Annotated in this window: 17 protein-coding genes; 3 read left to right on the top strand and 14 right to left on the bottom strand. The window is 42.8% G+C overall.

Annotation, left to right across the window (positions count from 1 at the left end):
• Nucleotides 1-287: 287 nt before the first annotated feature.
• The 9 genes from tgt to T357_RS0106395 all read right to left on the bottom strand — a co-directional run bounded on the left by tgt (nucleotide 288) and on the right by T357_RS0106395 (nucleotide 11,824).
• Nucleotides 288-1,469 carry a tRNA guanosine(34) transglycosylase Tgt gene (gene tgt / locus T357_RS0106355; RefSeq protein ID WP_031549866.1) on the bottom strand — a complete coding sequence of 394 codons (1,182 nt, stop codon included), beginning with the start codon at nucleotides 1,467-1,469 and terminating at the stop codon, nucleotides 288-290.
• A 223-nt stretch (nucleotides 1,470-1,692) separates the two neighbouring features.
• The gene (locus tag T357_RS0106360; RefSeq protein ID WP_031549873.1) at nucleotides 1,693-3,885 is read right to left on the bottom strand and encodes a protein translocase subunit SecDF; all 2,193 of its coding nucleotides are present in this window, start codon (nucleotides 3,883-3,885) and stop codon (nucleotides 1,693-1,695) included.
• Nucleotides 3,886-4,126: 241 nt separating this feature from the next.
• Nucleotides 4,127-4,651 carry a signal peptidase II gene (locus T357_RS0106365; protein ID WP_044916320.1) on the bottom strand — a complete coding sequence of 175 codons (525 nt, stop codon included), beginning with the start codon at nucleotides 4,649-4,651 and terminating at the stop codon, nucleotides 4,127-4,129.
• A 23-nt stretch (nucleotides 4,652-4,674) separates the two neighbouring features.
• Nucleotides 4,675-5,760, bottom strand: coding sequence for a MocR-like pyridoxine biosynthesis transcription factor PdxR (gene pdxR / locus T357_RS0106370; protein WP_031549876.1), 1,086 nt, complete (start codon nucleotides 5,758-5,760; stop codon nucleotides 4,675-4,677).
• 6 nt (nucleotides 5,761-5,766) lie between these two features.
• Complete coding sequence (locus T357_RS0106375; protein WP_031549878.1) at nucleotides 5,767-6,672, bottom strand: AraC family transcriptional regulator; 906 nt, start codon at nucleotides 6,670-6,672, stop codon at nucleotides 5,767-5,769.
• An 88-nt stretch (nucleotides 6,673-6,760) separates the two neighbouring features.
• Nucleotides 6,761-7,366 (bottom strand): manganese efflux pump MntP, encoded by a 606-nt coding sequence (locus T357_RS0106380; protein ID WP_031549883.1) that lies wholly within the window; start codon nucleotides 7,364-7,366, stop codon nucleotides 6,761-6,763.
• A gap of 134 nt (nucleotides 7,367-7,500) precedes the next feature.
• Nucleotides 7,501-9,273 carry a methyl-accepting chemotaxis protein gene (locus tag T357_RS0106385; protein WP_031549885.1) on the bottom strand — a complete coding sequence of 591 codons (1,773 nt, stop codon included), beginning with the start codon at nucleotides 9,271-9,273 and terminating at the stop codon, nucleotides 7,501-7,503.
• A 262-nt stretch (nucleotides 9,274-9,535) separates the two neighbouring features.
• The gene (gltA, locus tag T357_RS0106390) at nucleotides 9,536-10,927 is read right to left on the bottom strand and encodes an NADPH-dependent glutamate synthase (RefSeq protein WP_031549887.1); all 1,392 of its coding nucleotides are present in this window, start codon (nucleotides 10,925-10,927) and stop codon (nucleotides 9,536-9,538) included.
• A gap of 15 nt (nucleotides 10,928-10,942) precedes the next feature.
• The gene (locus tag T357_RS0106395) at nucleotides 10,943-11,824 is read right to left on the bottom strand and encodes a sulfide/dihydroorotate dehydrogenase-like FAD/NAD-binding protein (protein WP_031549896.1); all 882 of its coding nucleotides are present in this window, start codon (nucleotides 11,822-11,824) and stop codon (nucleotides 10,943-10,945) included.
• A gap of 534 nt (nucleotides 11,825-12,358) precedes the next feature.
• Between T357_RS0106395 and mgtE the strand changes: the two genes are divergently transcribed.
• Nucleotides 12,359-13,987 (top strand): magnesium transporter, encoded by a 1,629-nt coding sequence (gene mgtE / locus T357_RS0106400; RefSeq protein WP_242840069.1) that lies wholly within the window; start codon nucleotides 12,359-12,361, stop codon nucleotides 13,985-13,987.
• 159 nt (nucleotides 13,988-14,146) lie between these two features.
• Here the strand turns inward: mgtE and T357_RS0106405 are convergent, their stop codons facing one another.
• The gene (locus T357_RS0106405; RefSeq protein WP_031549900.1) at nucleotides 14,147-15,364 is read right to left on the bottom strand and encodes an iron-containing alcohol dehydrogenase; all 1,218 of its coding nucleotides are present in this window, start codon (nucleotides 15,362-15,364) and stop codon (nucleotides 14,147-14,149) included.
• A 332-nt stretch (nucleotides 15,365-15,696) separates the two neighbouring features.
• Here T357_RS0106405 and T357_RS0106410 point away from each other — a divergent pair, with 332 nt between their 5' ends.
• Nucleotides 15,697-16,341 (top strand): hypothetical protein, encoded by a 645-nt coding sequence (locus T357_RS0106410; protein ID WP_031549902.1) that lies wholly within the window; start codon nucleotides 15,697-15,699, stop codon nucleotides 16,339-16,341.
• 217 nt (nucleotides 16,342-16,558) lie between these two features.
• On the opposite strand, the gene addA is transcribed toward T357_RS0106410, so the two are convergent.
• Together addA and T357_RS0106420 are read right to left on the bottom strand one after the other, a co-directional pair.
• The gene (gene addA / locus T357_RS0106415; RefSeq protein ID WP_044916324.1) at nucleotides 16,559-20,458 is read right to left on the bottom strand and encodes a helicase-exonuclease AddAB subunit AddA; all 3,900 of its coding nucleotides are present in this window, start codon (nucleotides 20,456-20,458) and stop codon (nucleotides 16,559-16,561) included.
• On the bottom strand, nucleotides 20,442-23,906 hold the full coding sequence (locus T357_RS0106420) for a PD-(D/E)XK nuclease family protein (protein ID WP_031549906.1): 3,465 nt from the start codon (nucleotides 23,904-23,906) through the stop codon (nucleotides 20,442-20,444). Before T357_RS0106420 ends, addA begins: the two co-directional genes overlap by 17 nt.
• Nucleotides 23,907-24,570: 664 nt before the next feature.
• Here T357_RS0106420 and T357_RS0106425 point away from each other — a divergent pair.
• Nucleotides 24,571-25,152: an ECF transporter S component gene (locus T357_RS0106425; RefSeq protein ID WP_031549908.1), complete on the top strand. Its 582-nt coding sequence runs from the start codon at nucleotides 24,571-24,573 to the stop codon at nucleotides 25,150-25,152.
• Between the two features lie 186 nt (nucleotides 25,153-25,338).
• Here the strand turns inward: T357_RS0106425 and T357_RS20100 are convergent, their stop codons facing one another.
• Nucleotides 25,339-25,806, bottom strand: coding sequence for a hypothetical protein (locus tag T357_RS20100; RefSeq protein ID WP_049962312.1), 468 nt, complete (start codon nucleotides 25,804-25,806; stop codon nucleotides 25,339-25,341).
• A 597-nt stretch (nucleotides 25,807-26,403) separates the two neighbouring features.
• A complete protein-coding gene (locus T357_RS0106435; RefSeq protein WP_330373093.1) occupies nucleotides 26,404-26,700 on the bottom strand; it encodes a type II toxin-antitoxin system RelE/ParE family toxin in 297 nt (98 codons plus the stop codon).
• Nucleotides 26,701-26,705 lie beyond the last annotated feature (5 nt).

The raw sequence follows: 26,705 nt of genomic DNA on the forward strand, positions 1-26,705 counted from the left end.
CGTTGAGCTGAGTTGAGAAAAATCAAAATCAGACCCCTTAGAACCACTTGGTTCCATTTTCCTTAGCCCCCTCGCCAAGTCAGATTTTTCATAAAGAAAATATCTGACATTGGCGAGGGCCTAGTGGATCTGCCCACGATTTGTTTTTTAATCGTGGGAGCCGCGCGGCTTTGAGCGGTTCAAAAGAATCCGTAAGGATTCTTTCTTTATCTTAGGGGTCTGATTTTAGATTTTTCCGACGAAGCGCCTAGGTTTAAAATGGATGCCCTCAGGCTCCGTATCATTTATTACTCTTCCCCTCTGTCGTAGGTTCCGAGCTTATGGATAGCATCCTCTTTCCACTCTGTCCAGTTGTCACCTCTGATGGCGCCGCGGATCTCTTCAGTGAGATGATTGTAGAAATACAGATTATGAAGTACGCACATACGCATGCCAAGCATCTCTTTAGCCTTCAGAAGGTGGCGGATGTAAGCTCTGCTGTAGCCGCCTGTGTAAGAGCCGTCTTCTTTCTTAAGACCTGCGCAGACAGGACATTTGCAGCCCTCCTCTATAGGTCTTTCATCAAGCTCATATTTCTGATTGAAAAGATTCATCTTTCCCTTATGTGTATATACATGACCGTGACGACCGTTTCTTGAAGGATATACACAGTCAAAGAAGTCAATGCCTCTGTCCACCGCTTCAATGATATTGGCTGGTGTACCTACGCCCATAAGGTATGTAGGCTTTTCCTTCGGGAGATGTGGTACTACGATATCAAGGATGTGATACATCTGCTCGTGAGTCTCACCGACTGCCAGGCCTCCAACCGCATAACCATCCATATCCATCTTACTGATGATATCTGCATGCTGTATGCGAATGTCATCGATTATACCGCCCTGATTTATACCGAAAAGAAGCTGCTCCTTATTCACTGTATCAGGCAGAGAATTCAGTCTTGCCATTTCTTTCTTACATCTTTCCAGCCATCTGGTGGTTCTTTCAACTGATGGAAGGATGTATTCTCTGTCTGCAAGAGCAGGCGGGCACTCATCAAATGCCATAGCAATGGTTGATCCGAGATTTGACTGGATCTGCATGGATTCTTCAGGACCCATGAATATTTTTCGGCCATCTATATGACTTTGGAAATATACGCCCTCTTCCTTAATCTTTCTGCCGGTTCCCGCAAGGGAAAAAACCTGGAATCCACCGGAGTCTGTAAGTATGGGGCGATCCCATTTCATGAACTTGTGAAGACCGCCGAACTTTTTAATCAGGTCATCTCCGGTACGTACATGAAGATGATAGGTGTTGGAAAGTTCTACCTGGGTACCGATGGTATGAAGATCGTCTGTAGATACTCCACCCTTTATTGCCGCAACTGTACCTACATTCATGAAAACCGGAGTTTCTATAGACCCATGTACGGTTTCCATATGCGCCGACTTTGCACGGCCGCTGGTTTTAATGATTTCGTATTTCATTTTTGAACCTCAATTTCTTAGTTCTAAAAAAAGCACTCCGGGAAAGCAGCCCGGCGCCACTAACATGATATCGAACGGGTGTGGCTTATCTATCTTTATTGTGTGCCAATAATCCTGTATGCAGACTTCCTTACCCCTCAATATACAAAAAGACCGACTCGCATGAGTCGGTCTCTAATTTATAAGAATATTCCAATTCCGTCAAGACTTGTGCCTTAAGTGATCAATTTTGCTTTGATTTCTTCTTTGCAGCCTTTGCTTCAAGCTTTGCAGCCTTCTCTGCTGCGGCTTTCTCAGCCTGCTTCTTCATGGCACGATTTGTAAGGTCAAACCAGAGCGGACCTGCAATTGTTATTGAGGACCATGCACCGGCTACGATACCAACCATAAGAGGCATTGTGAAATCACGGATTGAAGAAACTCCGAATATAAAGAGCACAATTACCATGATAAAGGTTGTAAGTGAAGTATTGATGGAACGTGTAAGTGTCTGTGAAATAGCTGTATTTACACAGTCTGCCTTATCTTTTCTCTTTTCAGGATCTGCAAGATTCTCACGGATACGGTCAAATACAACGATGGTTGCATTGATGGAATAACCAACGATAGTGAGGATACATGCAATAAAGGTTGATCCAACTGCCCACTTAAGACCTGCATAGAATGCTACGGTCACAAGTACGTCATGTGTAAGGGCAAGAACGGAAGCTGAAGCAAATCTGATATCCTTGAATCTGATCCAGATATAGATGAGCATGCAGATGATGGCAATGATAAATGCCCAAACCGCATCAGCCTTCATTTCATTTGAAACAGCACCTGAAATGTTTTCTGTTGTGATCTTTGATTCATCAACAGAGAATTCGTCAACCAGCTTCTGGTAAAGGTCTTTCCTCTCTTCTGTTGTGAGAGTTCTTGTCTTGATGATTACTTCGTTTGTACCGGCTACCTTTGAAGCCTGAACTGAAGCATCGCCACCTGTTACTTCCTTGAATATAGGAGAAACCTTTGCATCCACATCTTCAAGTGAAAGGTCCTCGTTAAAGGTTACATTTGTTGAAGAACCACCCTGGAAATCAAGATCATAGTTGAAAAGATTTCCGATACTTGCCTTGTTCATACCAAGGAATATGAAACCTGCAAGGATAACAACTGCTGAAGCTGTATAAGCTTTCTTACGGAACTTGATAAAATCAATGATCTTGATATCCTTACGTACACCGTAAAGCTTAGGATTTGTAGCTCCAAACTGTACAAAAGTCCAAAGGAGGCTTCGTGTTACAAAAAGTGCTGTAATAAGTGAGATAACGATACCGATGGCCAGTGTTGAAGCAAAGCCCTTAACGGTACCTGAACCTCTTAAGTAAAGCACAGCTGCTGCGATAAGTGTTGTGATATTTCCATCAAGAATAGCTGAAAGGGCTTTGCTGTAACCTGCTTTGATGGCATTCTCAACACTGTTTCCGAGGCCAAGCTCTTCCTTGATACGTGTGAAAATGATGACATTGGCATCAACCGCCATACCTATGGAAAGGATGATACCTGCGATACCCGGAAGTGTAAGGGTTACTTCAAATGCCTGTAATATAACAAGCTCAAGTCCTGTATACATGATAAGGGCAAGAGAAGCTGTGAATCCCGGAAGGAGATAGAAAATGATCATGAAAAGCATTACAAGACCAAGTCCTATGATACCTGCCTTTATGGATGTTGAAATAGCTTCCTGTCCGAGGGTAGCACCGATAACATTGGAACGGAGCTCTGTAAGCTGTAAAGGAAGGGCACCGATACGGATTGTAGATGCGATCCTTGTAGCTTCATCATAATCTGAAATACCGGTGATTGAAGCCTGTCCTCCGGAGATTGCCTCCTGAACTGTAGGAGCTGAAATAACATTGTCGTTATAAATGATAAACAGCGGATTGCCTACATTGTTGGCTGTTGCATCGGCGAACTTCTTGGCACCTTCATCTGTAAATGTGAGCTGAATGATATACTCATTTGTACCATTGTTGTTTGTCATTCCGGCTGAAGCATTCTTAACATCATCACCGGTAAGAAGTACATTGCCCTGAATGTCGGCAAACTGAAGTGTACCAGGCTCACCGAGCTCAGCAAGGATTTCATTGGCATCTGTTGCACCGGGAATGTCAATGTTGATACGATTCGAGCCTTCCTGATAAACCTGAGCTTCTGTTGAGTAGCCCTGGGCCTTCAGCTGAAGCTTGTAAATAGTGTCGGACATCTGTTCCGCAGTTGGATTTGGTTCAACGGTCTGATAGGTTATGGATACACCGCCATTCAGATCGAGACCGAGTTTAATGTCTCTTGCGCCATTCACTCCCAGGAAACAGAAACCGGCTGTTATAGCCAGTATCAGGAGCAGACCAAGAGCTGCTTTAAGCTTGTTGTTCATTGGAATATCTTCCTTTTACTATAAAAATTTACTGGGGTCAAAAAGGCATAGTACGCCCCTGACCTTTTAAACAGCAAACGATATTATAACAAACCAGGGGAAAACTGACAAGTGCCATCGGAGACGGTTCTCATAGGCGAGAACCGTCCCCGATGGCACTTGAATTTTGATTTTTCACGACACGGCTCAACGACTCTCAACAGATGCGCTCCGGCTCCTGCCTTTAAGTGCTCAAAGATTACTATTCTTCTCCGAAGAGAGCCGCTATTGTATAAATTATTCCTCCCACGTAAATGGCGATGTCGCCGATGTTAACGATCAGAGATTTTAGTCCATTAACTCTGATGTTCAGATAATCTGTGACTTTGCCGTTTACGATGCGGTCGAGGACATTGGACAGGGCGCCTCCGATCACGACGGCCATGCCAAGCTTTCTTAATTTATATTTTCCCGGATAATAATTTGTAAGGTATTGCAGACCACCTGCAAGGAATCCTACGGCTGCTACAGAAAGCGTCTTTACAAGTTCCGGATATTTTCCAAGGTGTCCTCTTGAAAATCCCGGATTATGGGCACGCATGATTTTAACGTAGCCCTTGGTGTGTGGCATTTCCCGGGGAAAATTGCTCTCAGGTTCTGTATCGATGGCGCTTTTTACCATCTGGTCTACTGCACAGATGAGACCGGCGATGGTCAGTAAATGTATGAATTCGCTGCTTACGGTCCAGAAGAAGTGCGTCGCCTTTAAATTCTTAAATAATCCCATGATTTCCCTCCCTTTTTCTAATATTATATCACTTTATTCGCCTGTCTGCGCTTTCTTCTGACGCGATTTATGTGGCGTTCGAAGTCACCGCTGTTCAGGAATTCCGCAAGGACATACTGATCGAAGGTTGGCACTGTGCAGGAATAAAAAGAGATTCTGCTTTTCAGTTCCGAGGAAAGCTCCTTTGGGAGCAGCATGTAGCCTATTCGGATAGATGGTGAAATGGTTTTGGTAAAGGTGTTTATATAGATGACTGTACGAAGTGGCTCCAGGGAAAACAGCGTATCCTCGGATTTTGTGGAAGTTGAGAATTCCGACGCATAGTCGTCTTCCACTATGATGGCACCTCTGTTTTTTGCCCAGGCTATGTACTCCTGTCTTTTTCCGGCCGCAGCTGTAACTCCGCTTGGGTAGCTGTCAAAGGGAGTGACATGGAGCACCTGAGCTGAAGTTCTCTTTAGTTCACTGGTATGTATCCCTCTTGAACCCAGCTTCAAAAGATCATAAGCGGCTCCATTTGCTTCATAAATCCTTCTGATCTTTTCGTAAGAAGGATCTTCCACTCCATAGAGCTTATCCCTGCCCAGCATTTGAACGATCAACCCATAAAGATATTCGGCTCCTGCTCCGACTATAACCTGATCGCTGTCTACATGTATCCCTCTGCTTCTTTTTATATATCGGCTAATGCTTTCTCTCAACATCAAAGAACCTTCATTAGGAGACTTTTCCAGAATTCTTTCTGCGTAGGCTGATAAAACATGTCTGACTGTTCTTGCAAATCCGGGAAAGGAAAAGGTTTCAATGCTTTCCTCATACTTGTCTGTAACAGCGCCATCTTCGGAAATACCTATATCCGCTTCTTCACCGACAGGAAAAGAATCTTCTGAAGTATAGATAACAAAATAACCACGCCTTTGAATTGCTTCAATGTAGCCTTCATCCTGAAGGAGATCATAGGCGTGCTCCACGGTTATGACACTGGTCCCGGCAGCTTCTGCAAACACCCTTTTTGAAGGAAGCTTGTCTCCGTTCTTGAAATCACCATTTATAATCTGTTGCCTTAGATTTGTATATATAGTTAGATACGCAGCTGTCTTTGATTCCATGACTGATCAAACCTTCGTTTTATACTTATCCCTGAAGTCAGTAGGTGTTATTCCCTTTGCCTCCCTAAAGGTTTTTGCAAAATAACTCATATCCTGAAAACCACAGTCTATCGCAATGTCTACTATTTTCTCTTCTGAAATTCTGAGAAGTTCAGCGGCTTTTCTAATTCTATAGTTCTTCAGGTACTGAATGGGAGTGGTTCCGAGCATATTGTGAAAACATCTCATGGTCTCAGATTCACTGATCTCAGCATTTTCTGATAATACAGAAATATTAATATCCTCTTTGTAATGATGATCGATATAGTCAAGCATCATTTTTATGCGATCCGAGTCTCTCATATCTTTAGGGGACACCGCTCTCGTCTCGGAATCACAGTGTGATGACAGAAGAAAGATCATCTGGGACACAATGTCTCTGACTCCGGATTCGATGGCCTCTTCACATTCAAGGCAGCTGGTCCAGCAATTATCTGCGAGACGTAATATCTCCTTCTGCCAGGCCTCATCCTTATTAAGGGCAAAACCCTTTAACGCATTGTTTGTTATGATGGGCGCTGCATAGTTATCATAGAACAGGCCATCATTCGGATCACCCACAAGCGTCGGTGAAAATACAATCGAACGAATGCTGCATTCACCCGTGTGATCCGGATTATGGATGCAGGTGTTTAATGCTCCGGCATTAATGAAATAGCCATGGCCTTTACTTAAAGGAAACCGTTCAGCCTCCACGCCGATTACAGCCTCTCCGGACATCACTACGCCTATTTCAAAAGCATTCTGCCAATGCCAGGGTATCTCTATCTGTTCAAGGTTATCTTCATAACAGAGAATAGGAAGACTGTCTGTGCCTTCTTTTATGGGTACTCTTCTTTTATCATTTGTTGCAAAATTTTCTGATATTGCCATAATGTTCTCCGATCAACGAAATAAAAAAGTCAGAAACTCTGTTTTTTATGACAATATTATCATATCAATTTAACAGCTATATTACAAACTAAAAGAAATTAGTTATGAAAATCTCTAATCCGATACCTATAAGTATCACTCCTCCCAGGATACCGGCTTTGCTCTTAAGGAAAGCTCCTGCTGTTCTTCCTATCTTGAGACCGGCGATACATATGATAAAAGTTGTAACAGCAATTATCAGGGATGTAACAAAAGCTTCATGGAGATGGTACTCTGAAATTGTGAAGCCAACCGACAGAGCATCGATGGAGGTGGCTATGCCCTGCATGACAAGCGTGCTTGAAGATAGTATCGAATCTTCTTCAGCTGTATTTTCTTCTTCAGAAGACATTTTACCTTCCAGGATACTTTCATAGATCATGTTTCCCCCGATGTAGGAAAGAAGAATAAGAGCAATCCATGGTATGAAAGCCTGAAAGGATTTAAAATATAATACAACTGTATGAACACAGATCCATCCGATCATTGGCATGAACCATTGAAAAAAAGCAAAACAGCCTGCTATACTGCACATTTTATTGATCTTCATGTGTGGATCTTTAAGACCATTGGCCATGGAGACAGAAAATGCATCCATGGCAAGTCCTATTCCCAAAATAATTCCATTTATAATAAATCCCGGTGTTAAAAACATTATTACTCCTTAGATCGTTATTAACTCTCGTTAATGCTTTAGTCATGAAATTATCTTACTGTTATTATATGTTAGTCAATATTAACTACAAAAACAGCCGGGACACAGGTCCCGGCTGAATTATTACTTCATTATTATGCAAGCGTAAACTTGTTAACCTCATTACTAAGGCTCTTAGCCATTCTGGTCATTTCTTCACTTGCAGCAGCACTCTGTTCGGCAGTTGCTGCATTGGTCTGAACAACTGATGAAATCTGATCGATTCCAAGTGTGATCTGTCTGATGCCATCAGCCTGCTCTTCCGATGCAACAGAAATCTGATCAACAAGATCTGTAATCTTCTTTGCACCCTTGGATACTGAGGTGATTGAATCAGCAGTCTGAGCAGTAATCTCTCCACCCTTCTGTACAGCCTCAATAGTCTGTTCGATCAGAGCTGCTGTATTCTGGGCTGCCTCCTGTGATTTCTTGGCAAGGTTTCCTACCTCATCAGCAACAACCGCAAATCCCTTTCCTGCCTGGCCGGCTCTCGCAGCCTCGATAGCGGCATTAAGAGAAAGGATATTGGTCTGGAATGCGATGTCATCGATAGTCTTGATGATCTTTGAAATTTCATTTGATCTTTCAACGATCTCTTCCATTGCATGTGACATTTCTTCCATCTTGGAATTGCTTGTTTTCATATCATCACTTACAGAACTTGTAAGATCCAAAGCGGCTTTTGACATATCTGCTGTATCTTTTACCTTAGTGGATATATCATTCATGGTAGCCGAAAGCTCCTGAATGGAAGAAGCCTGCTCTGTAGCACCCTGTGCCAATGCCTGTGCACCCGAAGATACCTGCTCTGCACCACGATTAACATTATCCGCTGCTGAATTGATCTCTCCCAATGTGGCATTAAGGTGGTCTATAAGCTTATCCATGTTGGTCTTGATTTTTGCAAACTGACCTACATACTGCTTTGTAAGCTGTACTCTCAGATTGCCATCGGAAATTTCCGAAAGAGCATTGGATATTTCATCTATATAGCCCTGATAATTCTGAATCTGTTCAATGGTTTTCCCGAAAGAATCAGCAAGCACACCTACTTCGTTCTTGGATTTTATATCAAGTTTAACATCAAGGTCGCCAACAGCTATTCTTTCAGCTACTGCTGTAACCTTTTGGATAGGTCCTACTACCTGGCCTCCAATTGCCATGGCAGCAACGAAAAGTATCACAAACCAGATAAGGATAAAGATAATCATATTTCTTATGGTACTTGATATAGCCTCTGCAGACTTCTTCATATATGTTGCACTGGCTTCATCAAGATCATCTACCCATACACCGGTTCCTATAACCCACTGATAAGGCTCATAAGCACAGGTATAGTTGATTTTCGGAAGAGGTTCTGTCTCGTTAGGCTTTGCAAACATAAGGTTTGTATATCCGCCGCCTTCCTTTTTACCATTGGCGATCATTTCCTGAATGAAATAGTTTCCGTTAGGATCCACAGAATTCCATCTGGACTGACCTTCTGTGTCTCTTCCTAATAAAACTACGTTAACGCCTTCATAAGTATCTACCCAGAAATAGCCGCTGCCATCATCATACTTCATATTACGAACCAGATCCGCAGCATATTCCTTTGCTTCTTCTTCAGTAAACGCACCTGCAAGCTCTCTTTGGTGAATCTGATCTACGACACTGATGGCAATTTCAGTCTCCTGCTTTAATTTTTCCATCACGTCCGCCTCAAGACGATTGCGATACGCCGCAGACTGTTCAGAGTTATTGTTTATAGTTCCCATTATAGAGAATAAAGCAACGCCTAATGCAGTCAGCAGACATGAAATAAAAAGAGATAAAATTACTGTGAATTTTAATCCGTGAATGCCGAGATTCTTTCCTTTTGTGTCCATGATCAATTCCTTTCAAAATTATTTTTTGGTCTGAGATTCACTTATTGATACCCTGTTAAACAGGGATTTCAAACCTATTACATTTACTTCATCGACACTATATAAATAAAAATAACATTATATTAAAATAGTTGTTAAATTTTGCCTTATCATGGCAAAAGGGGATACTTGCATTTAAGGAAGTACTTCCTTACAGTAGTGCAAAAAAGAGTGCTATCCTTCGGATAACACTCTTCATTAGTTATAGAATTATTTTTGATTTTTAACTTCTGCCGTTAAGGAAATCATCAATTCCCTTTGCAGCAGCCTTTCCTGCGCCCATTGCGAGGATAACTGTTGCGGCACCGGTAACTGCGTCACCGCCGGCAAATACAGCCTTCTTGGAAGTCTCACCGTTCTCTTCCTTAGCTATGATACAACCATGCTTGTTTGTATCAAGACCCTCTGTTGTCTGCTTGATAAGAGGGTTAGGTGATGTTCCGAGGGACATGATAACCATATCACAATCAAGATCATATACATCACCCGGAATAGCCTCAGGTCTTCTACGTCCTGATGCATCTGGCTCTCCAAGCTGCATTCTCTGGATCTTTACGCCCTTAACCCAGTCATTCTCATCAGCATAGATCTCAACAGGATTCTGGAGAAGATCAAAGATGATTCCCTCTTCCTTAGCGTGATGAACCTCTTCCACTCTTGCAGGAAGCTCTTCTTCTGAACGTCTGTAAACTACATGAACCTCAGCTCCGAGACGAAGTGCTGTTCTTGCAGCGTCCATTGCTACGTTTCCGCCACCTACAACTACAACCTTCTTGCCAACCTTGATAGGTGTATCAGCTTCCTTAAGGAATGCCTTCATAAGGTTGTTACGTGTAAGGAACTCGTTTGCTGAATATACTCCGTTTGCAGTCTCACCCGGAATGTTCATGAACTTAGGAAGTCCGGCACCTGATCCGATAAATACTGCATCGAAGCCTTCCTCATTAAGAAGCTCATCAATTGTGATAGAACGTCCAACGATAACATTGGTATCGATCTTAACACCGAGTTTCTTAACGTTCTCGATCTCAGGACGAACTACACGATCCTTTGGAAGACGGAACTCAGGGATACCGTAAACCAGAACTCCTCCGGCCTGATGGAATGCTTCAAAGATAGTAACATCATATCCAAGCTTAGCAAGGTCTCCCGCACAGGTAAGACCTGCAGGACCTGAACCGATAACTGCAACCTTCTTGCCGTTTGGCTCACCCGGTTTTGCAGCTACATAATCATGCTCTCTTGCCCAGTCGGCAACATATCTCTCAAGCTTACCGATGGAAACAGGCTCACCCTTGATACCTCTTACACACTTGCCCTCGCACTGTGTTTCCTGAGGACATACACGTCCGCAAACTGCAGGAAGTGCAGAAGATAATGCGATAACATCGGCAGCACCTGCGATATCTCCCTCTTTAACCTTAGTGATAAAATCAGGAATATGGATAGAAACAGGGCATCCCTTCATGCAGAGAGGATTCTTACAATTTAAGCATCTTTCAGCCTCAAGCTTAGCTTCCTCATCATTATATCCAAGACATACTTCGTCAAAGTTTGTTGCTCTTACCTTTGGCTCCTGCTCACGAACAGGAACTCTTGTCATAGAATTGTTCATTTTGTGCCTCCCCGATTATTTATCTGCTTCGCAGCCGCCGGAGTGTGTTGAACCCTCCTGTAATGCCAGCATAGCTCTGCCTTCTTCATCCATGTACTGTCTCTGACGCTTCATAGCAAGGTCAAAGTTAACAAGATGACCGTCAAACTCAGGTCCGTCAACACATGCGAACTTAACTTCATCACCTACGATAAGTCTGCAGGCACCGCACATGCCGGTACCATCGATCATGATAGGGTTCATGGAAACGATAGTCGGGATTCCAAGATCCTTTGTTGTAAGGCACGCAAACTTCATCATGATAACAGGTCCGATAGCTATACACTGTGTGTACTTCTTGCCCTGCTCATTAACAAGCTTCTTAAGAATATCGGTAACGACACCCTTATCACCGTATGAACCATCATCTGTACATACGTAAACATTGGCAGCTACCTTGCGAAGATCATCCTCCATGATAAGAAGGTCCTTATTTCTTGCACCGAGGATTACATCTGCCTCTACGCCATGCTCATGAAGCCACTTAACCTGAGGATATACAGGAGCTGCTCCAACACCGCCGGCTATGAATATGATAGACTTCTTCTTAAGCTCGTCTATCGGGGTATCTATCATCTCTGATGGCTTTCCGAGAGGTCCCACAACGTCTGTGAAGCAGTCACCTGCCTTAAGATGGCTCATCTTCTCTGTAGATGCACCAACTACCTGGAATACGATAGTGATTGTTCCTTCTTTTCTATCGTAGTCTGCAATGGTTAATGGAATTCTCTCGCCAAGCTCACCGAGCTTAACAATCAAAAACTGACCGGGTTCGCATTTCTTTGCAACAAAAGGTGCCTTTACGACCATGAGCCAGTCCTTATCAACTAAGTGCTCAACTTTGGTTATTTCGTACATGATCTCCTCCACACGTTTTTATCGAATTTGCAATAGTTTATGGTCTTTAAGCCTCCATACTTAATTCCCTATCACAACGTCCTAATTATAATCATTTTGCATCGAGTTAACAATAAATTTTTAACAATATTGTGACGATTTTAACAAAAAATACAAAAAAATGCTGTATACAATGGACGTATCTAACAAAGAGCCGGAGGGCATCCATTTATATGCGAGTCGCTACGGCGGATAAATCTATAACAGGCCCCCTAAGAACCACTAGGCCCTCGCCAATGTCAGAGATTTTCTCTTATGAAAACTCTGACTTGGCGAGGGGGCTAAGGAAAAAGGAATCCAAGTGGTTCTAAGGGGGCCTATTATGATTTATCAACGCCGTAGCTCAACGCATATAAATGGATGCCCTCCGGCTCTGGTCTACGTATTGCAATGATTTACAATTAGTTTTTTTAATTAAAACAAGTTGCTCAAATCGGTTTTTTAAACTAAAATTAAATTTCGCGGATATGATTCTAAAACTACAGGAGGTGCATTATGGACAAACTGAAAAACCAGGATACAGAGCTTGTTCAGGACCGAAAAACCAAAGATGCAGAGATTCCTGTAGCAAATGATGAAGCAGCTATAGCAAGCAGAAGGGCCTTTCTGAAAGCTCAGGCAGAAGCTATGGAGGAGGATCAGGAACCGGAGTTTCCAGAAGAGTCAAAGCCAAACCTCACTGATCTTATTGAATCCATTCCCGACGAAAACAAAAAGGATAATGAAGACCGTAATCTTATCCATACTGATTCCGACGATTTCGATGAAACAGCTGCTGAAGACGAGGACGAGGATGAACTCGAAGATCTCATTGATGAAGGTAACAAACAGGACATCAGTGAATACTATGAAGACATGCAGCCGGCGGACTTCGTTGAAGAGATTGATGATCTCGATGACGAAGACATTGAAAAGCTCCCGGAACTCCTTAATACCGAACAGCTGACCGAGATCATGGAGGAGGCTGACGATGAAACACGTCAGCGTATCGGAGATCACCTTCCGGATGATACCCTCCTTGAAATGTTCGAAGACATGTCTAAGGATGATATCGTTGATATCCTTGGGGAGATGGAGATCGCCCGTCGTAAGAGACTTCTTAACCGTATGAAGTCCGGTGATCGAAAGATCATTCATACCCTCCTTCAGTATCCTGACGACAGTGCAGGCGGTATCATGACCACAGAGTATATCGCTCTTCGTGAGGACAGAACCTGTGCAGAGGCTTTGGACACCATCAGAGATATAGGTCCAAAGACAGAAGTTATCGAAACCATATATGTAACAGATGAGGATCGTCTGAAAAAACTGGTGGGTACAGTTGACTTACGGGATCTTCTGAGTTCACCAAGAAACACAAAGCTTTGCGATATCATGGATGACCAGGTGGTTTCCGTTGAACCGGAAGTCGATCAGGAAGAGGTTGCTCAGGTTGTTTCCAAGTACGACCTGCAGGCAATCCCGGTGGTTTCAAGTAAAGGATCGATTCTTGGCATCATCACCGTAGACGATATCATCGATGTCATCAATGAGGAGCACGATGAGGATATCGCTCACCTGGGAGGAACTTCAGCAGAAGAAGGTCTGGATACCACTCTTTGGGAATCTGCACGTTTACGTCTTCCCTGGCTTTTGGTAAACCTTCTTACAGCATTCCTTGCATCCTTTACAGTTAAGGTTTTTGAATCCACCATAGCTCAGGTGGTCGCCCTCTCCGCAACCATGACCATCGTTTCAGGTATGGGCGGTAATGCAGGCACCCAGACCATGTCCGTAATGGTCAGGGAGCTTTCAAATGGAGATGTGGATTTTAAGGAAAACTGGAAGTCTTTTGTCAAAGAGATTTTTCTCGGAGTTGTGGACGGAGCTGCCACAGGACTCGTTACAGGAATCATCGTTTCCCTGGTTTATGGCAATGCTTTCCTCGGAGTCATCATTTTCCTTGCAATGATAGGAAACCTCATGGTTTCGGGCATATTTGGATTCCTGGTTCCGCTTATTCTGGATAAGCTTCACGCGGATCCGGCTTTGGCTTCAAGTATATTTGTCACAACGGCAACAGATGTGTTGGGATTCTTTATTTTCCTTGGACTTGCGGATCTGTTTCTTCCGTTTTTGACATAAAAAACATACACCGATTGAGGATTTATTTGATCTTCAATCGGTGTTTTTTATCCACCGGGGACGGTTCTGAATAATCTTTTTTAAAAATATAAAAATGAGCCGTCCCATGGGATGACTCATTTTTGCATAATATGTAATATCTAGGAGTAATCTGCAAAATTAAAAATCTACTTCTGTGTCATAGTAGCAGCACTTAAGCAGCTTCTCCATCTCTTCCTGAGACGGCTGACGAGGATTTGATCCTGTACATGCATCGCCGATGGCAAGTTCAGCGATCTTAGGAAGTCTCTCAAGGAATACTTCCTCAGGAACAAAGCCCTGCTCTGTAGGATATGAATCCTTACCGTAATTCTTGATGCAGTGAGGAATGTTCATATCATCATTCATCTTGCGGAGATACTTGATAAGAAGCTCAACCTTCTCGTCATCGTTGGAACCGCCGAGATGCATATAATCAGCGATAACGCCATATCTCTTCTTTGCAGTCTCGTCCTTTGCATTGAAAGCGATAACCTTTGGAAGGTACATAGCATTTGCAGCACCATGGATGATGTGTGCGCCGTAATCAGCGAATGCAGCACCTGTCTTGTGAGCCATGGAATGTACGATTCCGAGAAGAGCATTGGAGAATGCCATACCTGCAAGGCACTGAGCATTGTGCATAGCATCACGTGAAGCCATATCATCATTGTAAGACTTAACAAGATGCTCCTGAATCATCTCGATTGCATGAATAGCAAGAGGATCTGTATAGTCGCAGTTAGCTGTTGATACATAAGCCTCAACTGCATGTGTCATGGCATCCATACCTGTGTGAGCAACAAGCTTCTTAGGCATAGTCTCAGCAAGATCAGGATCAACGATGGCAACATCAGGTGTGATCTCAAAATCAGCGATAGGATACTTAACACCGTTAGCATAGTTTGTGATGATAGAGAATGCTGTAACCTCTGTAGCTGTTCCTGAAGTTGAAGATACAGCACAGAAATGAGCCTTGTGACGAAGCTCAGGGATGCCGAATACCTTACACATATCTTCAAATGTGCAGTCAGGGTACTCATACTTGATCCACATAGCCTTTGCAGCATCAATAGGTGATCCGCCACCGATAGCAACGATCCAGTCAGGCTGGAACTTAGCCATGGCCTCAGCACCTCTCATAACAGTCTCAACAGAAGGATCTGATTCGATGCCTTCGAAGATCTCAACCTCAAAGCCTGCTTCCTTTAAATAATCTTCTGCTCTCTGAAGGAAACCAAACTTCTTCATTGATCCACCACCAACGCAGATCATAGCTCTCTTACCTTTGAAGTTCTTGAGCTCTGCTAATGATCCTTTTCCATGATACAAATCTCTTGGTAAACAAAATCTTGCCATGACGTTATCTCCTTTTTTAATTCATAAATAGAATCGAATGTTAATTTTTTAACGTTCTCAGATATTATATCACTGAAATTATCGGTTGACTATTAATTAACAATTTACTGTTATACGAAATTTCACGCAAAAGTTTGTGCATAATCACATATAAAAATATCTTAATTGTGTCATAATTTAAAGATATTGCACATGAGGTTTAGTTTTAAATCATTGTTATATAAATCACTATCCTATTATTTTCTTTCAAAATTTGTTAGAATATATAGAAATAGTGAATAGATATATCAGAATTGTGGATTTTTTGATTCTGATGCGGAAAAGAGGTAATTATGATTAAGATTGAGAGAACTTCTGTGATGAATCTCGAGAATGCCATGCGTGGTGCACGTAATCCGTTGAATTCATGGGCTCGTTCCGACAGCTCCTATGACGAAAATGGCGACTACATTCTCGGGCCTAACGATCTTTCACTTGCAAAACGTCTTCGTGTTGCAGGTTCAGATCACCGTAAATATGTCCGTATGATCATGGTTTGCTGCGATATCACAGCTCCTCTTTACTGGTGGAAAGAGTATGACACATACAAGGTTGCAACAGTCGCAAACTCAACTTCGACCATGCATAAGATTCACAGTAAGCCAATTGAGTATGATGATTTTTCTCATGATCATCTGACTCCTGATGCCGAAAAGATCATGAAGGATTATATCGCTGAGATCGAAAAAATCCGTATCCGTTATATGGAAGAGGGCAAAAACAAAGAGGACTGGTATGATCTTATCCAGATGATTCCGTCATCCTACAATCAGATGAGAACAGTTACTCTGAATTATGAAACTCTTATCAATATTTATTTCGCACGCCGTACTCACAAGCTTGATGAGTGGCACACATTCTGCGAGTGGATTGAAACTCTGCCTTATGCAAAGGAGATCATCATCGCGAAGAATGATGAGGCAGAACCTTTAGATTGATAGCAGGACGAAAACAGGTTAGTAAAATGAATATGACACGCAGTTAACTTAATTCCGGTTATTCTGCGTGTCATTTTCTTTCAAATCAAGCTTTTTTAGACACGCAAATTGTTTTTGTTTGCTCTTTTACGTGTCATATTCTTTCAAAACAGGTTTGTTTAGACACGCAAATTGTTTTTTTCTGCTCTTTTACGTGTCCACTTCTCCTTGGCTATACTCAGACCGCTATGGTCTTCCCAAGTATTACTGAATAGATCAGCTTTTCCTTTACTGTTTTCCCCGTTATGGATTCCAGGGCCCGGGCGTAGAGGTCAAGCTGTTTTTTATATCGTCCGATGAGTGTTTCTTCGTCACGGACATGATCGGTTTTATAATCCACCAGTACGATTTCATTTTCTTCCAGGAAGAAGGCATCGATGATTCCCTGCAGCAGAACATCTTCCGGGATTGTGCTACCTTCGAAGAGTTCGTTATGAGGAAGTCTCAGCATGAAGTGCTGTTCCCTGAACAGGTCATCTGTTTTCTGTGCTTCCCGGAATCTTTCCGCAAGTTCCGACTGAAGAAAAGTTTCAAAACGGGATTCTTTTATCAGTTCGATTTCGTTTTCAGGAAGCTTTTCTTTTAGCTGTTCCATAAACATAGCCGGGTCATCGCTGTAATCATATTTCTCAAAGGCATGGTGGTAGGCATCACCAACGTCTGCTCCGGCTTTTTCCCGATAGTGTTTCTCTGCCACAGAAAGTTTTCCCTCAGTGACAGATGTTTCCAACGGGGTATCTGAAATTTCACGCATACCTGCAGACTCTGCACTGCCAACTAAATCATTCTGACTATCTGCCAAGTAGACATTCTGCATATCTATAGCAGGAGACCTATGAATATCAGTAATGTTGTACTTCACTTCCGTGTCGGAATTATCAGCTTTTATATGCCAATGTTCCAGCCCCTGAGCCTGTCTCTCCTCTTCAAACTTCTCGATCTCCACTTCTTTAAGTTCAGAAACGGAATGTTTCGGATAAAGAGTAGTGGATTCTTTATATGGATAAACATATGAAAAATCCTTAAGTATTTCTTTTACATCGCAGCTTTCCTGATCCACCTTATTGATCTGCTCGATAAGGGCTTTCTGCTGCTCCGTGAAGCTTTGATCCTTTTCGGCCCTTATCTTCTTAAGCATTTCTGTGTCATATTTCTTCAGCTTTACAGGTTCGCTAATGCTTCTGGCGTCCGAATCATCACAAAGCTTTTCTGCACCTTCCGCCATCATGATCCAGTCGAGGAAGTCCGAGGCGCTGCTTATGGTTGAGATACTGAGACTTTTTCCCGCCTCAGAATGCTTGTCCAACAGTTTTTGCAAATCCTGTGTGCAGGCTGTAAGTATCAGTTTATCAACCGCACGGGTCATACCTACATAAAGTACTCTGAGTTCCTCTCCCAGCTGTTCTGTTTCAAGTTTCAGCTTCAGTGCCTGCTTTTTTAATGCAGGTATTTTCACCTTTTCCTGAAGGTCCACGTAATCAAAGCCTATTCCGTATTCTGAATCCACAAGAATCTTTTTATAGAGATCCTGTTTATTGAACTTTCGTCCAAGTCCTGACAAAAACACAACCGGAAACTGTAATCCCTTTGATTTATGTATAGACATGATCCTTACAAGGTCATCCTGATCAGAATAAATCGAAGACTCACCCTGGTCATTATCATACTTCTTTAGTTTCTCGATATACCTGATGTAATCGAACAAACCCTTATATGATGTTTTCTCGAAGGCCAGGGCCATATCCACAAGAGCATCAAGATTAGCCTTTCGTCTGTTTCCGGAAGGCATGGCTGTAACGTAATTATAGTAACCCGTCTCATCGTAAATTCTGTAAAGAATCTCATGTATCGAAAGATATCCGGACATCTGCCTGTATCTTTCTATGTCCTTATAAAATGAAAGGAGTTTTCTGGCCAGCTCATCCCTTATGGGTTCGGATGAAGAAATCTTCTTTTCGTCCAAAACAGCATATATACCATAGATTTCCGCATCCCTCTCCCACAGTTCTTCCGGGTCCATTTCCTTCTCCGGGAGCGATCGTTCCGATTCTTCTTTTTCCGCAAGAAGTCCCCGGTAAATGGGCTGCAATGTTCCTCTGGAAGCCACTATCTCTGCCATTTCATCATTTGTGAAATCATAGATAGCCGAATGCATAATAGCAGCAAGAGCTATATCCTGTTCAGGATTATCTATGACATTAAGCATGGAAAGAACAGTCTCGACTTCCACTGTATTGAAGTAGCCCTCATTGCTGGTGCAGTATGCCGGGATGCCTTCTTCATTAAGCACATCCACAATGGTATCCGCCCATGATCCGGGGGACCTTGTAAGGATAACAATGTCTCTGTAGGGAATTTCTTCTGCACCAAAATGAAGCTCATGTATGCGATGAGCTATCATACGTGCTTCCGCTTCTTCCTTGCTCATGGGATCTTCTTTGCTCCCCGGTTCTTCCTTGTTCTCAGCTTCAGCCATATTCATGGAATTTTCTATACCCGGTGATTCCGTAGAAGATGATTCCGCATCTTTACTGTTATTCTCCATTATAAGGAGCTCAGTTTCATACTCCGGCTTCAGTTCATCACTGTACTCTGCATTGGGAAAACCATAGTGGAGCGCAGCATTATCCGTATAATCAATTCCTCCTACAGGTGCCTTCATAACGCACTTAAAGACATCATTGGAGGCACTGATAACTTCATTTCTGCTTCGGAAGTTTTGACTTAGCTCAATGGTGGGATAATTCACATCATTATATTTCTGAAGGAACAGCTCCGGCTTTGCCTGCCTGAAGCTGTAGATGGACTGCTTCACATCCCCTACCTGAAAAACATCCGGTCTTCCAAAGCGTTCTGCCGACAGAGCTTCTATAAGAGTTTCCTGAACGAAGTTCGAATCCTGGTATTCATCCACAAGTATCTCCCGGTATCGCTTTGCAAGATCATCGGCAATGTCGGAATACTTACGGTTTCCTTCCTCGTCCCATGTATATAGAATTTCCAATGCCTTATGCTCGAGATCTCCGAAATCCAGCATGTGCCTCTTAAGCTTTTCTGCCTGAAATCTTTCGATGAATTCTTTCGTGATTCCGATAAGGACAGTCACATGACTTAAGCTGTCCTTTTTCATCCGTGTAAGGGTCTCCGGATCGGGTATCACTATCTCCTTCTGCATATCTTTGATGTCTTCTTTAACTTCGTCTCTCAACCCCTTTGCCGCATCCTTCAATGCCGCTTTTGATGACTTAAGTCGTCCAAAGTTAACTGAAGGCAGCGCCTCATAAAGGGACTTGATATCGGAAGCCTCCATTAATCTGTCCAGGCCATTAAGTTCAGAGGTGAATTCCTCAATATAGCTCTCCGGTCCATCCGGGTCCTCGCATATTGAAAGTGCATCCTCCATGGCCTCGATATCATCCTTTATTCTTTGCTTTAGCCGGTTAAAATAATACTTCTCCCAGCCCTTGTCACCGTCTTCCCGGGACTCCTCATTAAGACACTTATCCAGATACTCCATAGGCCAGGGATTGGCCTCCGCAAACTCATAGAGTTTCAGGATAATGTCTTCGATTCCTGAATCTCCTTTACCCGTCGCGAAGGAATCCACGAAGTTAAGGAAGTCAGCATTATCCTCCATGGCATAATGCTCCTCCAGAATCTCTGCTATCACATCACTTTTCAAAAGCTTCAGCTCGCCGGTATCCCCGATGCGGAAACCGGGATCCAGACTTATGGCTGCATAGTTTTCGGTTATCAGCTTTTTACAGAAGGAATCAATGGTGGAGATATTGGCATTCTGGATGTTTCCGGCCTCGCGGATAAGACCCGGGTCATGAGGGTTCAACTGAAGCCTGGCTTCTATTGCAAGCTTTATACGCTCCCGCATTTCCTGGGCTGCGGCATCGGTAAAAGTCATGATGACCATCTCATCAAGAGAAACCGGATCCTCCTTATCCGTGATCCGTTTTATGACATGCTGAACCAGAACTGCGGTCTTTCCTGATCCCGCAGCTGCTGCCACAAGAAGATTTCCATCTTTATGATCGATAACCTTTTGCTGATCACTCGTCCACTTCATCCTGCTGTTCCTCCGGCATTATCTCCTGCCATATTTCCTCCGGTTTCTTAACTATCTGTTTTCTGTATTTAAATCCGTTTATACGCTTGTCAAATTTGCAAATGCTGTGATAAGGGCACCAGTCGCAGGCATTCTGATCCTGACCGAGATCCAGGGGATCGATGGCTACCCTTCCGCAGATGATCTCCTGAGCATACTTTTTCATAAGCTCGTCAACATAGGTTTCCAAAGCCTCAAACTGCTTTGTCGATGCAATGTTTTTCTTTTTCCCGGCATCAACAGCACCTTGTTTCATACTGACCGGAATAACTTCCGAATCCTTCACTATGTCCTTGTCAAGAAGCTTTACGATCTCCGGATTTGTATTGACAAGTCCGTCCAGCTTAAGCTCCTTAAGCCATTGTCTTTCCTTTTCTTCAGGAGTTCTTCCGGGATCATAATCAAGGACCGGATCCTGGATCCTGTAGTAAAGCATGGCCGCCGGCAGAACCTCTTTTTTGGGAAAGCGGTTTTTATAATCAGTCATTGCGAAACTCAGGTAAGTCACAAGCTGCAACTGAAGACCGTTATAAACCTTTGTAAGATCAAAAGCGGTTCTTCCGGTTTTATAATCAATTATCTTCACGTACACGTGACTCTCATCCTGAGCTATATCGATGCGGTCGATACGTCCCCTAAGCTTAAGCCCGTTACGTACGTACTCAAATTTTTTCTCCATATCGGCTACATAAAAATCTCCGCGTCTCAGCTGCTCTCTGAGAGCCCACATGGTGGTGCCGGTGATGCTTTGGGCTTTATGGATGATGTATCTGTTTCTTGCGGTACCGAGAAGCATGCTGTATTTATAGGTCTCGGCCACTTTTTCAACATTATCGGAAGTCAGACTGTAAAGTTCTTCTGTACTTAGGTCGGAAATGCTTCTGTTTTGAGCCTCTACATCCCTGAAACATTTCTCTATTGCAGCATGATAGAGAGTTCCTATGTCAACCATCTGTACCTCAAAGGTCTCTCTTTCTTCAAGTTTTAAGCCATACTGAAGGAAATGCGCATAGGCGCAGCGGCTGTACTCTTCAAGACGGGTGATGGAGGAATCCGTAATCATATCGCCATACAGTTCCCTCGCCACTTCTTCCTTTAGTCCGGTTTCTTCATATCGTGTAAATGCTCCCGATATGAGCTTCGCCACCTTCTCCCGGAAATTCTCATCATTTTTAAGAATGCTTAGGTAATTAAGCATCCTTTCATAATCTTTACCGGAGGAGATTGCGGCATCAACTGTTTCCGCGAGCTCTCTTGATGCATATCTTTCGGCTTCCTTTTTTGTGTATATATGGTTCTTCTTTCCCCTCAGTTTTTCTATGCGAAAATCCGCGAACATGTTCCTGATCTCACCGATAAGGCCTGATGGTTTTACGCCCTTTCCGTCTCTGCCTTTTGTGGGGTAACTGAGAATCAGTCTCTCAGATGGATTAAGAAGTGCCCTGTATATATAAAATCGCTGTATCAGAGCATCCTCCAATCTTCCAGGAGCAAGCTCGATTCCCAATTCTTCAAACAGCTTCCGGTCTCTGTCGGAGATTATCTTATGGTCGCTCTCCGACTTGGGGATCCTGTCCGCGGTGATTCCGGCAATGAAGAATACCAGAGGATTTGAGAACCTGGAGCGGGTAAGGTCTCCGATTACAACCTGGTCGGAAGTGGCCGGAATCACACGAACTGATGCCTGATTTAAGCCGGCATCCAGGATATCTTTGAAGTCTCCGGAAGACATAAAAGTATCACCAAGAAGCTTTGACATCTGATCAAGCACTGTATCTATAGCGCCGATGCTTTCGCGAATGGCTTCCGCTCTGTTCTGGTCACCGAGAGCCTTGAGTTTATCGGTAAGAAAAAGTACTTTATCCCTGCTATGTATTTCCTCCATAAATTCTTTAAGGGAAATGATCTTCTCTAAAACATTGGAATCCTTACCTCTTATATTTTTATGAAGGTTAATGAGCGGGCTCATAAGTTTTTCACGGAGGGGTTCCATGTCGTCAGCATTACCCTCTTTATCAAGCCAAGTTTCACTGTATTTCCCGATGCCACGCTTGCCGGTCTTTCTAAGGAAATTGTCCATGGCATCAACTTCATGCTCTTCATCGGGGTCATCCTTGGGCAATGCCTTGAGATATCTGATAACCGAATCGAAGCTGAAATTTTGGTCGATGACGAGAAGCGCGGAACAGAGAATCTCCGCGTAAGGTGAGTCCTTGAGACTTATGGGGTCATCGAAAAAGTATGGGATATCTGCTTCTGAAAACACCTTATAAATGATATCCCTGTAGCTTTCCGGTTCCGTCAGAATGATTCCGATATCCTGATAGCGCATTTTTCCGTTTCTTATGAGGGACTCGATTTCTGTGGCTATGGCCTCAATTTCCTGTCTCTCATCTGCGGCTTCACGGATCAGAAGGGCATCACTTGCCATTGTTTTTTCTTCGTCCAGGTTTCCGTATCTGTACAGTTTTCTCTCTATAACATCAAAGGCATGACCGTGGTCTGTATCAAACCTGTATGCAGGTTTTTGGGTGTCTCTTGGCTCTCCGGTTCTTGCGTCGTATCGGTTCACGTCTATAGCCGGAGCGACCTCTACTTCAAGCTTCTTTGCTATAGTTGTCAGTTTTTTTACAGTCTGGCGGGAAAGATAGAAAAGATCCTCCGGACCTCTTTCGTCATATATGGAGTCATCGGGGTCAATGCTAACATCGCAAGTCACCAGGGTCTCTTGGGTTACAGGAAGAACCTCCTCAAGGATGTTAAGCTGAATGGGAGTGAAACCTGTGAAGCCGTCGAAGGCAACCACAGAATCCTTTAAAAGCTTTGAATCCGGCATGACTCTGTACAGCTTATCAAGGATTTCTTCCTGAGTAAGGTAACCGTGATCTGTCATATAATCCTGGAATCCCTGATAGATAAGAGAAAGATCATGAAGCTTGTTTCTTGTATAGGATGAGTCCGTGTGTTCGGCTGCCGAATCGATCATATCCGGAGTGACGCGATACTGGTAGAATTCCGATATCTGGGATTTGAGTTCATTCAGGAATCCCGGTTTATCAAGTTCTCTCTGATACAGCTTCAGCTTGTCTTTTATTTCTTCTGTAACGTCTCTCAGGATCATGACTTTTCCCATATCGTCGATGACAGTCATGTCACTTAGACGGATATTCTGTTCTTCGAAAACACGGTAAGCCAGTCTGTTAAAGCTTAGAACGTCTATGTTCAGGATTCCGTTTCCTTTATTCAGAACGTGTCCCGTGATGTTTTTCTGCATGGCAAGTGTGTCCTGCTCCGGCACAATGAGGAACCAGTTCTTTTTCAGGTTCTCTGGGGCGTGCTTCAGGAAATACTGCAGGATATATTCTGTTTTACCGGCGCCGGTGGCACCGAAGACAAAGGAAAGGCTCATGGTGGATCTCCAAATATGTTGAAGTGGGTCGTGTTCCTAAGGGGACTGCTTTAATAACCGAGCGCGTTTGTGGCGTAAAACTCAAAAATCAGTCCACTTGGAAGCTTACGCTATTTAATACACGATTATTGTAGTTTTATATTATACAATATATCTTCTGTTTGAAGAAATCACACAGGTGTTGTTTTAAAAATAAGCTAGCTAAGTTAATTTTACACGCAGTTAGCTTTATACCGGTTATCTGCGTGTCATATTCTTTCAAAACAAGTTTGTTTAGACACGCAGATTTGTTTTTTCTGCTCTTTTGCGTGTCTTATTCTTTCAATGCAGGCTTGTTTAAACACGCAGGTTGGTCTTTTCTGCTCTTTTGCGTGTCAGGTTCTTCCAAAACAGGTTTGTTTAGACACGCAGATTTGTTTTTTCCGCTCTTTTGCGTGTCACCAGCTTTACTGAGGAGTATTGTAATGTCCCTTTACGCACTTACTAATCTGCATACCGGCACTTTTTCCACTTGACACCATTACATATATACATGTATACGCAACAAGCAAATCTGGTTATATAATATTTTTCAAAACTGGTGATAACAATGTGGTCAGTTCGGCTTTATAATTCATATCAACTTAGGGGAACTAAAATTTGAAGTTATGGGGAGGAAAATGTTATGATCCAGAACAACACTTACAAGCTTTCGCTGGCAGCACTTTTTGCAGCTCTGTCGTATGTTGTATTTACCTTTTTGCAGATCAAGATTCCTGTTGGCGGAGATATGACTTCCATTCATCTTGGAAATGCGGTTGTAGTTCTAGCTTCGCTGATCATCGGCGGACCCCTTGGCGGTCTTGCAGGAGCAATCGGTATGAGCATCGGAGATTTCTTTGATCCGGTTTATGCTCCGCTTGTTCCGAAGACTCTCATCTGCAAGTTATGCATCGGTCTCATCACCGGTTTCATCGCTCACAAAATCGGAAAGATCACTTCCAGCAACGATCAGAAATATGTGCTTCGGGTTTCTGCTATTGCAGCCGCAGCAGGACTTCTTTTCAATGTCATCGCCGATCCCATCATCGGCTACTGGTACAAGATACTGATCCTCGGAAAGCCAGCCGCAGACCTTTCACTGACCATCAATTTCGTTTCGTCCGGCATCAACGCTGTATTCTCTCTGATTGTTTCAGTAGTAGTATATATGGCACTCCGCCCGGCACTTAAGCAGTCAGGATTCTTCCTGAAGCTTGCAAACTAAAAAGATACAAATCTTAAAATATATCAGGCGAGTATCACCGGATTGTTTCCGGTGTACCCTTTACTTAAAATGTAAAGACCATTGAAGATGATTCTCATTTTCGAGAACCTTCCTCAATGGTCTTTTAACACATAAAATATACTCATATATATATAACCAATCACGTTATAAAAACTGTAAATTGCTTCAATCTTCCACTGGATTAAGAACTGCTTTTATCACCTTTTCTTCATCATAGTCAGGAGCGAATTCTGCTGCGGTATCACAAATGGACTGGACTCTTATTTCATCCTCTTCAAGTTCATCAGCTATCTGAATTACACTTTTTCCTTTACGAAGTTTACGGCATATCATAGAAATAAGCTGCTCTTCTTTTCCTTCGTCCTTTATCTTAGCTTTTGCATCAGCAACTGCCGCATCATATTCTCTAAGCCACTCCAAAGTACTGTCCCTCATTATATCACCTACCTTCCTGCTGACATTTTCTCTCTTTTCATTCAATCTCCGGGTCACTTTCTCCATTTCCTTGATTATAACACCCTTAGTTCTTAGCGACAATACAGCCTCCGGGAGCTGATGAAGCCGCTCAATCACGCCAAAATATAAATCCTCAAATTCATTCAATTTCTCTGCGTCATGTTCGTAGATATCCATTTGACTTTCGAGATTAAAAGCAAAGAATGGCAGCAAAAAATGTAATTTATTTTCAAACATCTCTTCAATACTGAACCATGCCTCACATATAACCGGTGCCTCATAAACACTGTCACACCGGATGGATGTATAGTTGATGCTAATGGTGCATGGGTTGTAAACGACGCAGTTCAAACGCAGGCATTGGCAGCACAGCAATCTATAACGCAGAATGCTTCGGCTTCTGCGTCAACGTCAAAATCGGAGCAAAGTAACCTCGGAACAGTATGGCTCTCCGCAACCGGATCGAAGTATCATTCACACAATAACTGTGGAACCATGAACCCGACTAAAGCCAGAGAAGTATCTCTGGATGAAGCTCAAAGCTTGGGAATGACAGCTTGTAAAAAATGCTTTAAATGATTCCCCTAAAATAAGATATTAAAATGCGTTTGGCACTGGGCCAAACGCATTTTTAAATTCCATAATATACAAAGGAAGGTAATCAAAAACTCCTATGCCATCAATTTGTATTTATTACAAATAAGTCTGGGATATAGTATCCGCACAAATAAAGATTACCTGATGAACTGAAAATCTCTGAAGGACTACAATAATTTACTGAATTCGGGATTCATAATCCTGTAATTCATGAAAAATATTATCAATTATGGCTTTTTCTCCATCTAATCGGTAAAGCAAAAAATATCTGTGAGACAGAAAATTCAGTCTTCTATATCCAAGCTTTTTTAATCTTGGGTTATCACAAAACTTTAAACTACCGGCTACCAAAGAGAGACTATCCTTGGTTGCTTCAAAATCATCAATAAGATTTGAAGCGGCTTGTACACTTTTCTTTTTGTTTAACAGATACCAGATAAAGCCATCGAGGTCTGCTTCTGCAGATTCTGTCATAATGA

Origin of the sequence: Oribacterium sp. FC2011 (genome assembly GCF_000701645.1) — a bacterium.
Taxonomy (GTDB): Bacteria; Bacillota; Clostridia; order Lachnospirales; family Lachnospiraceae; genus Oribacterium.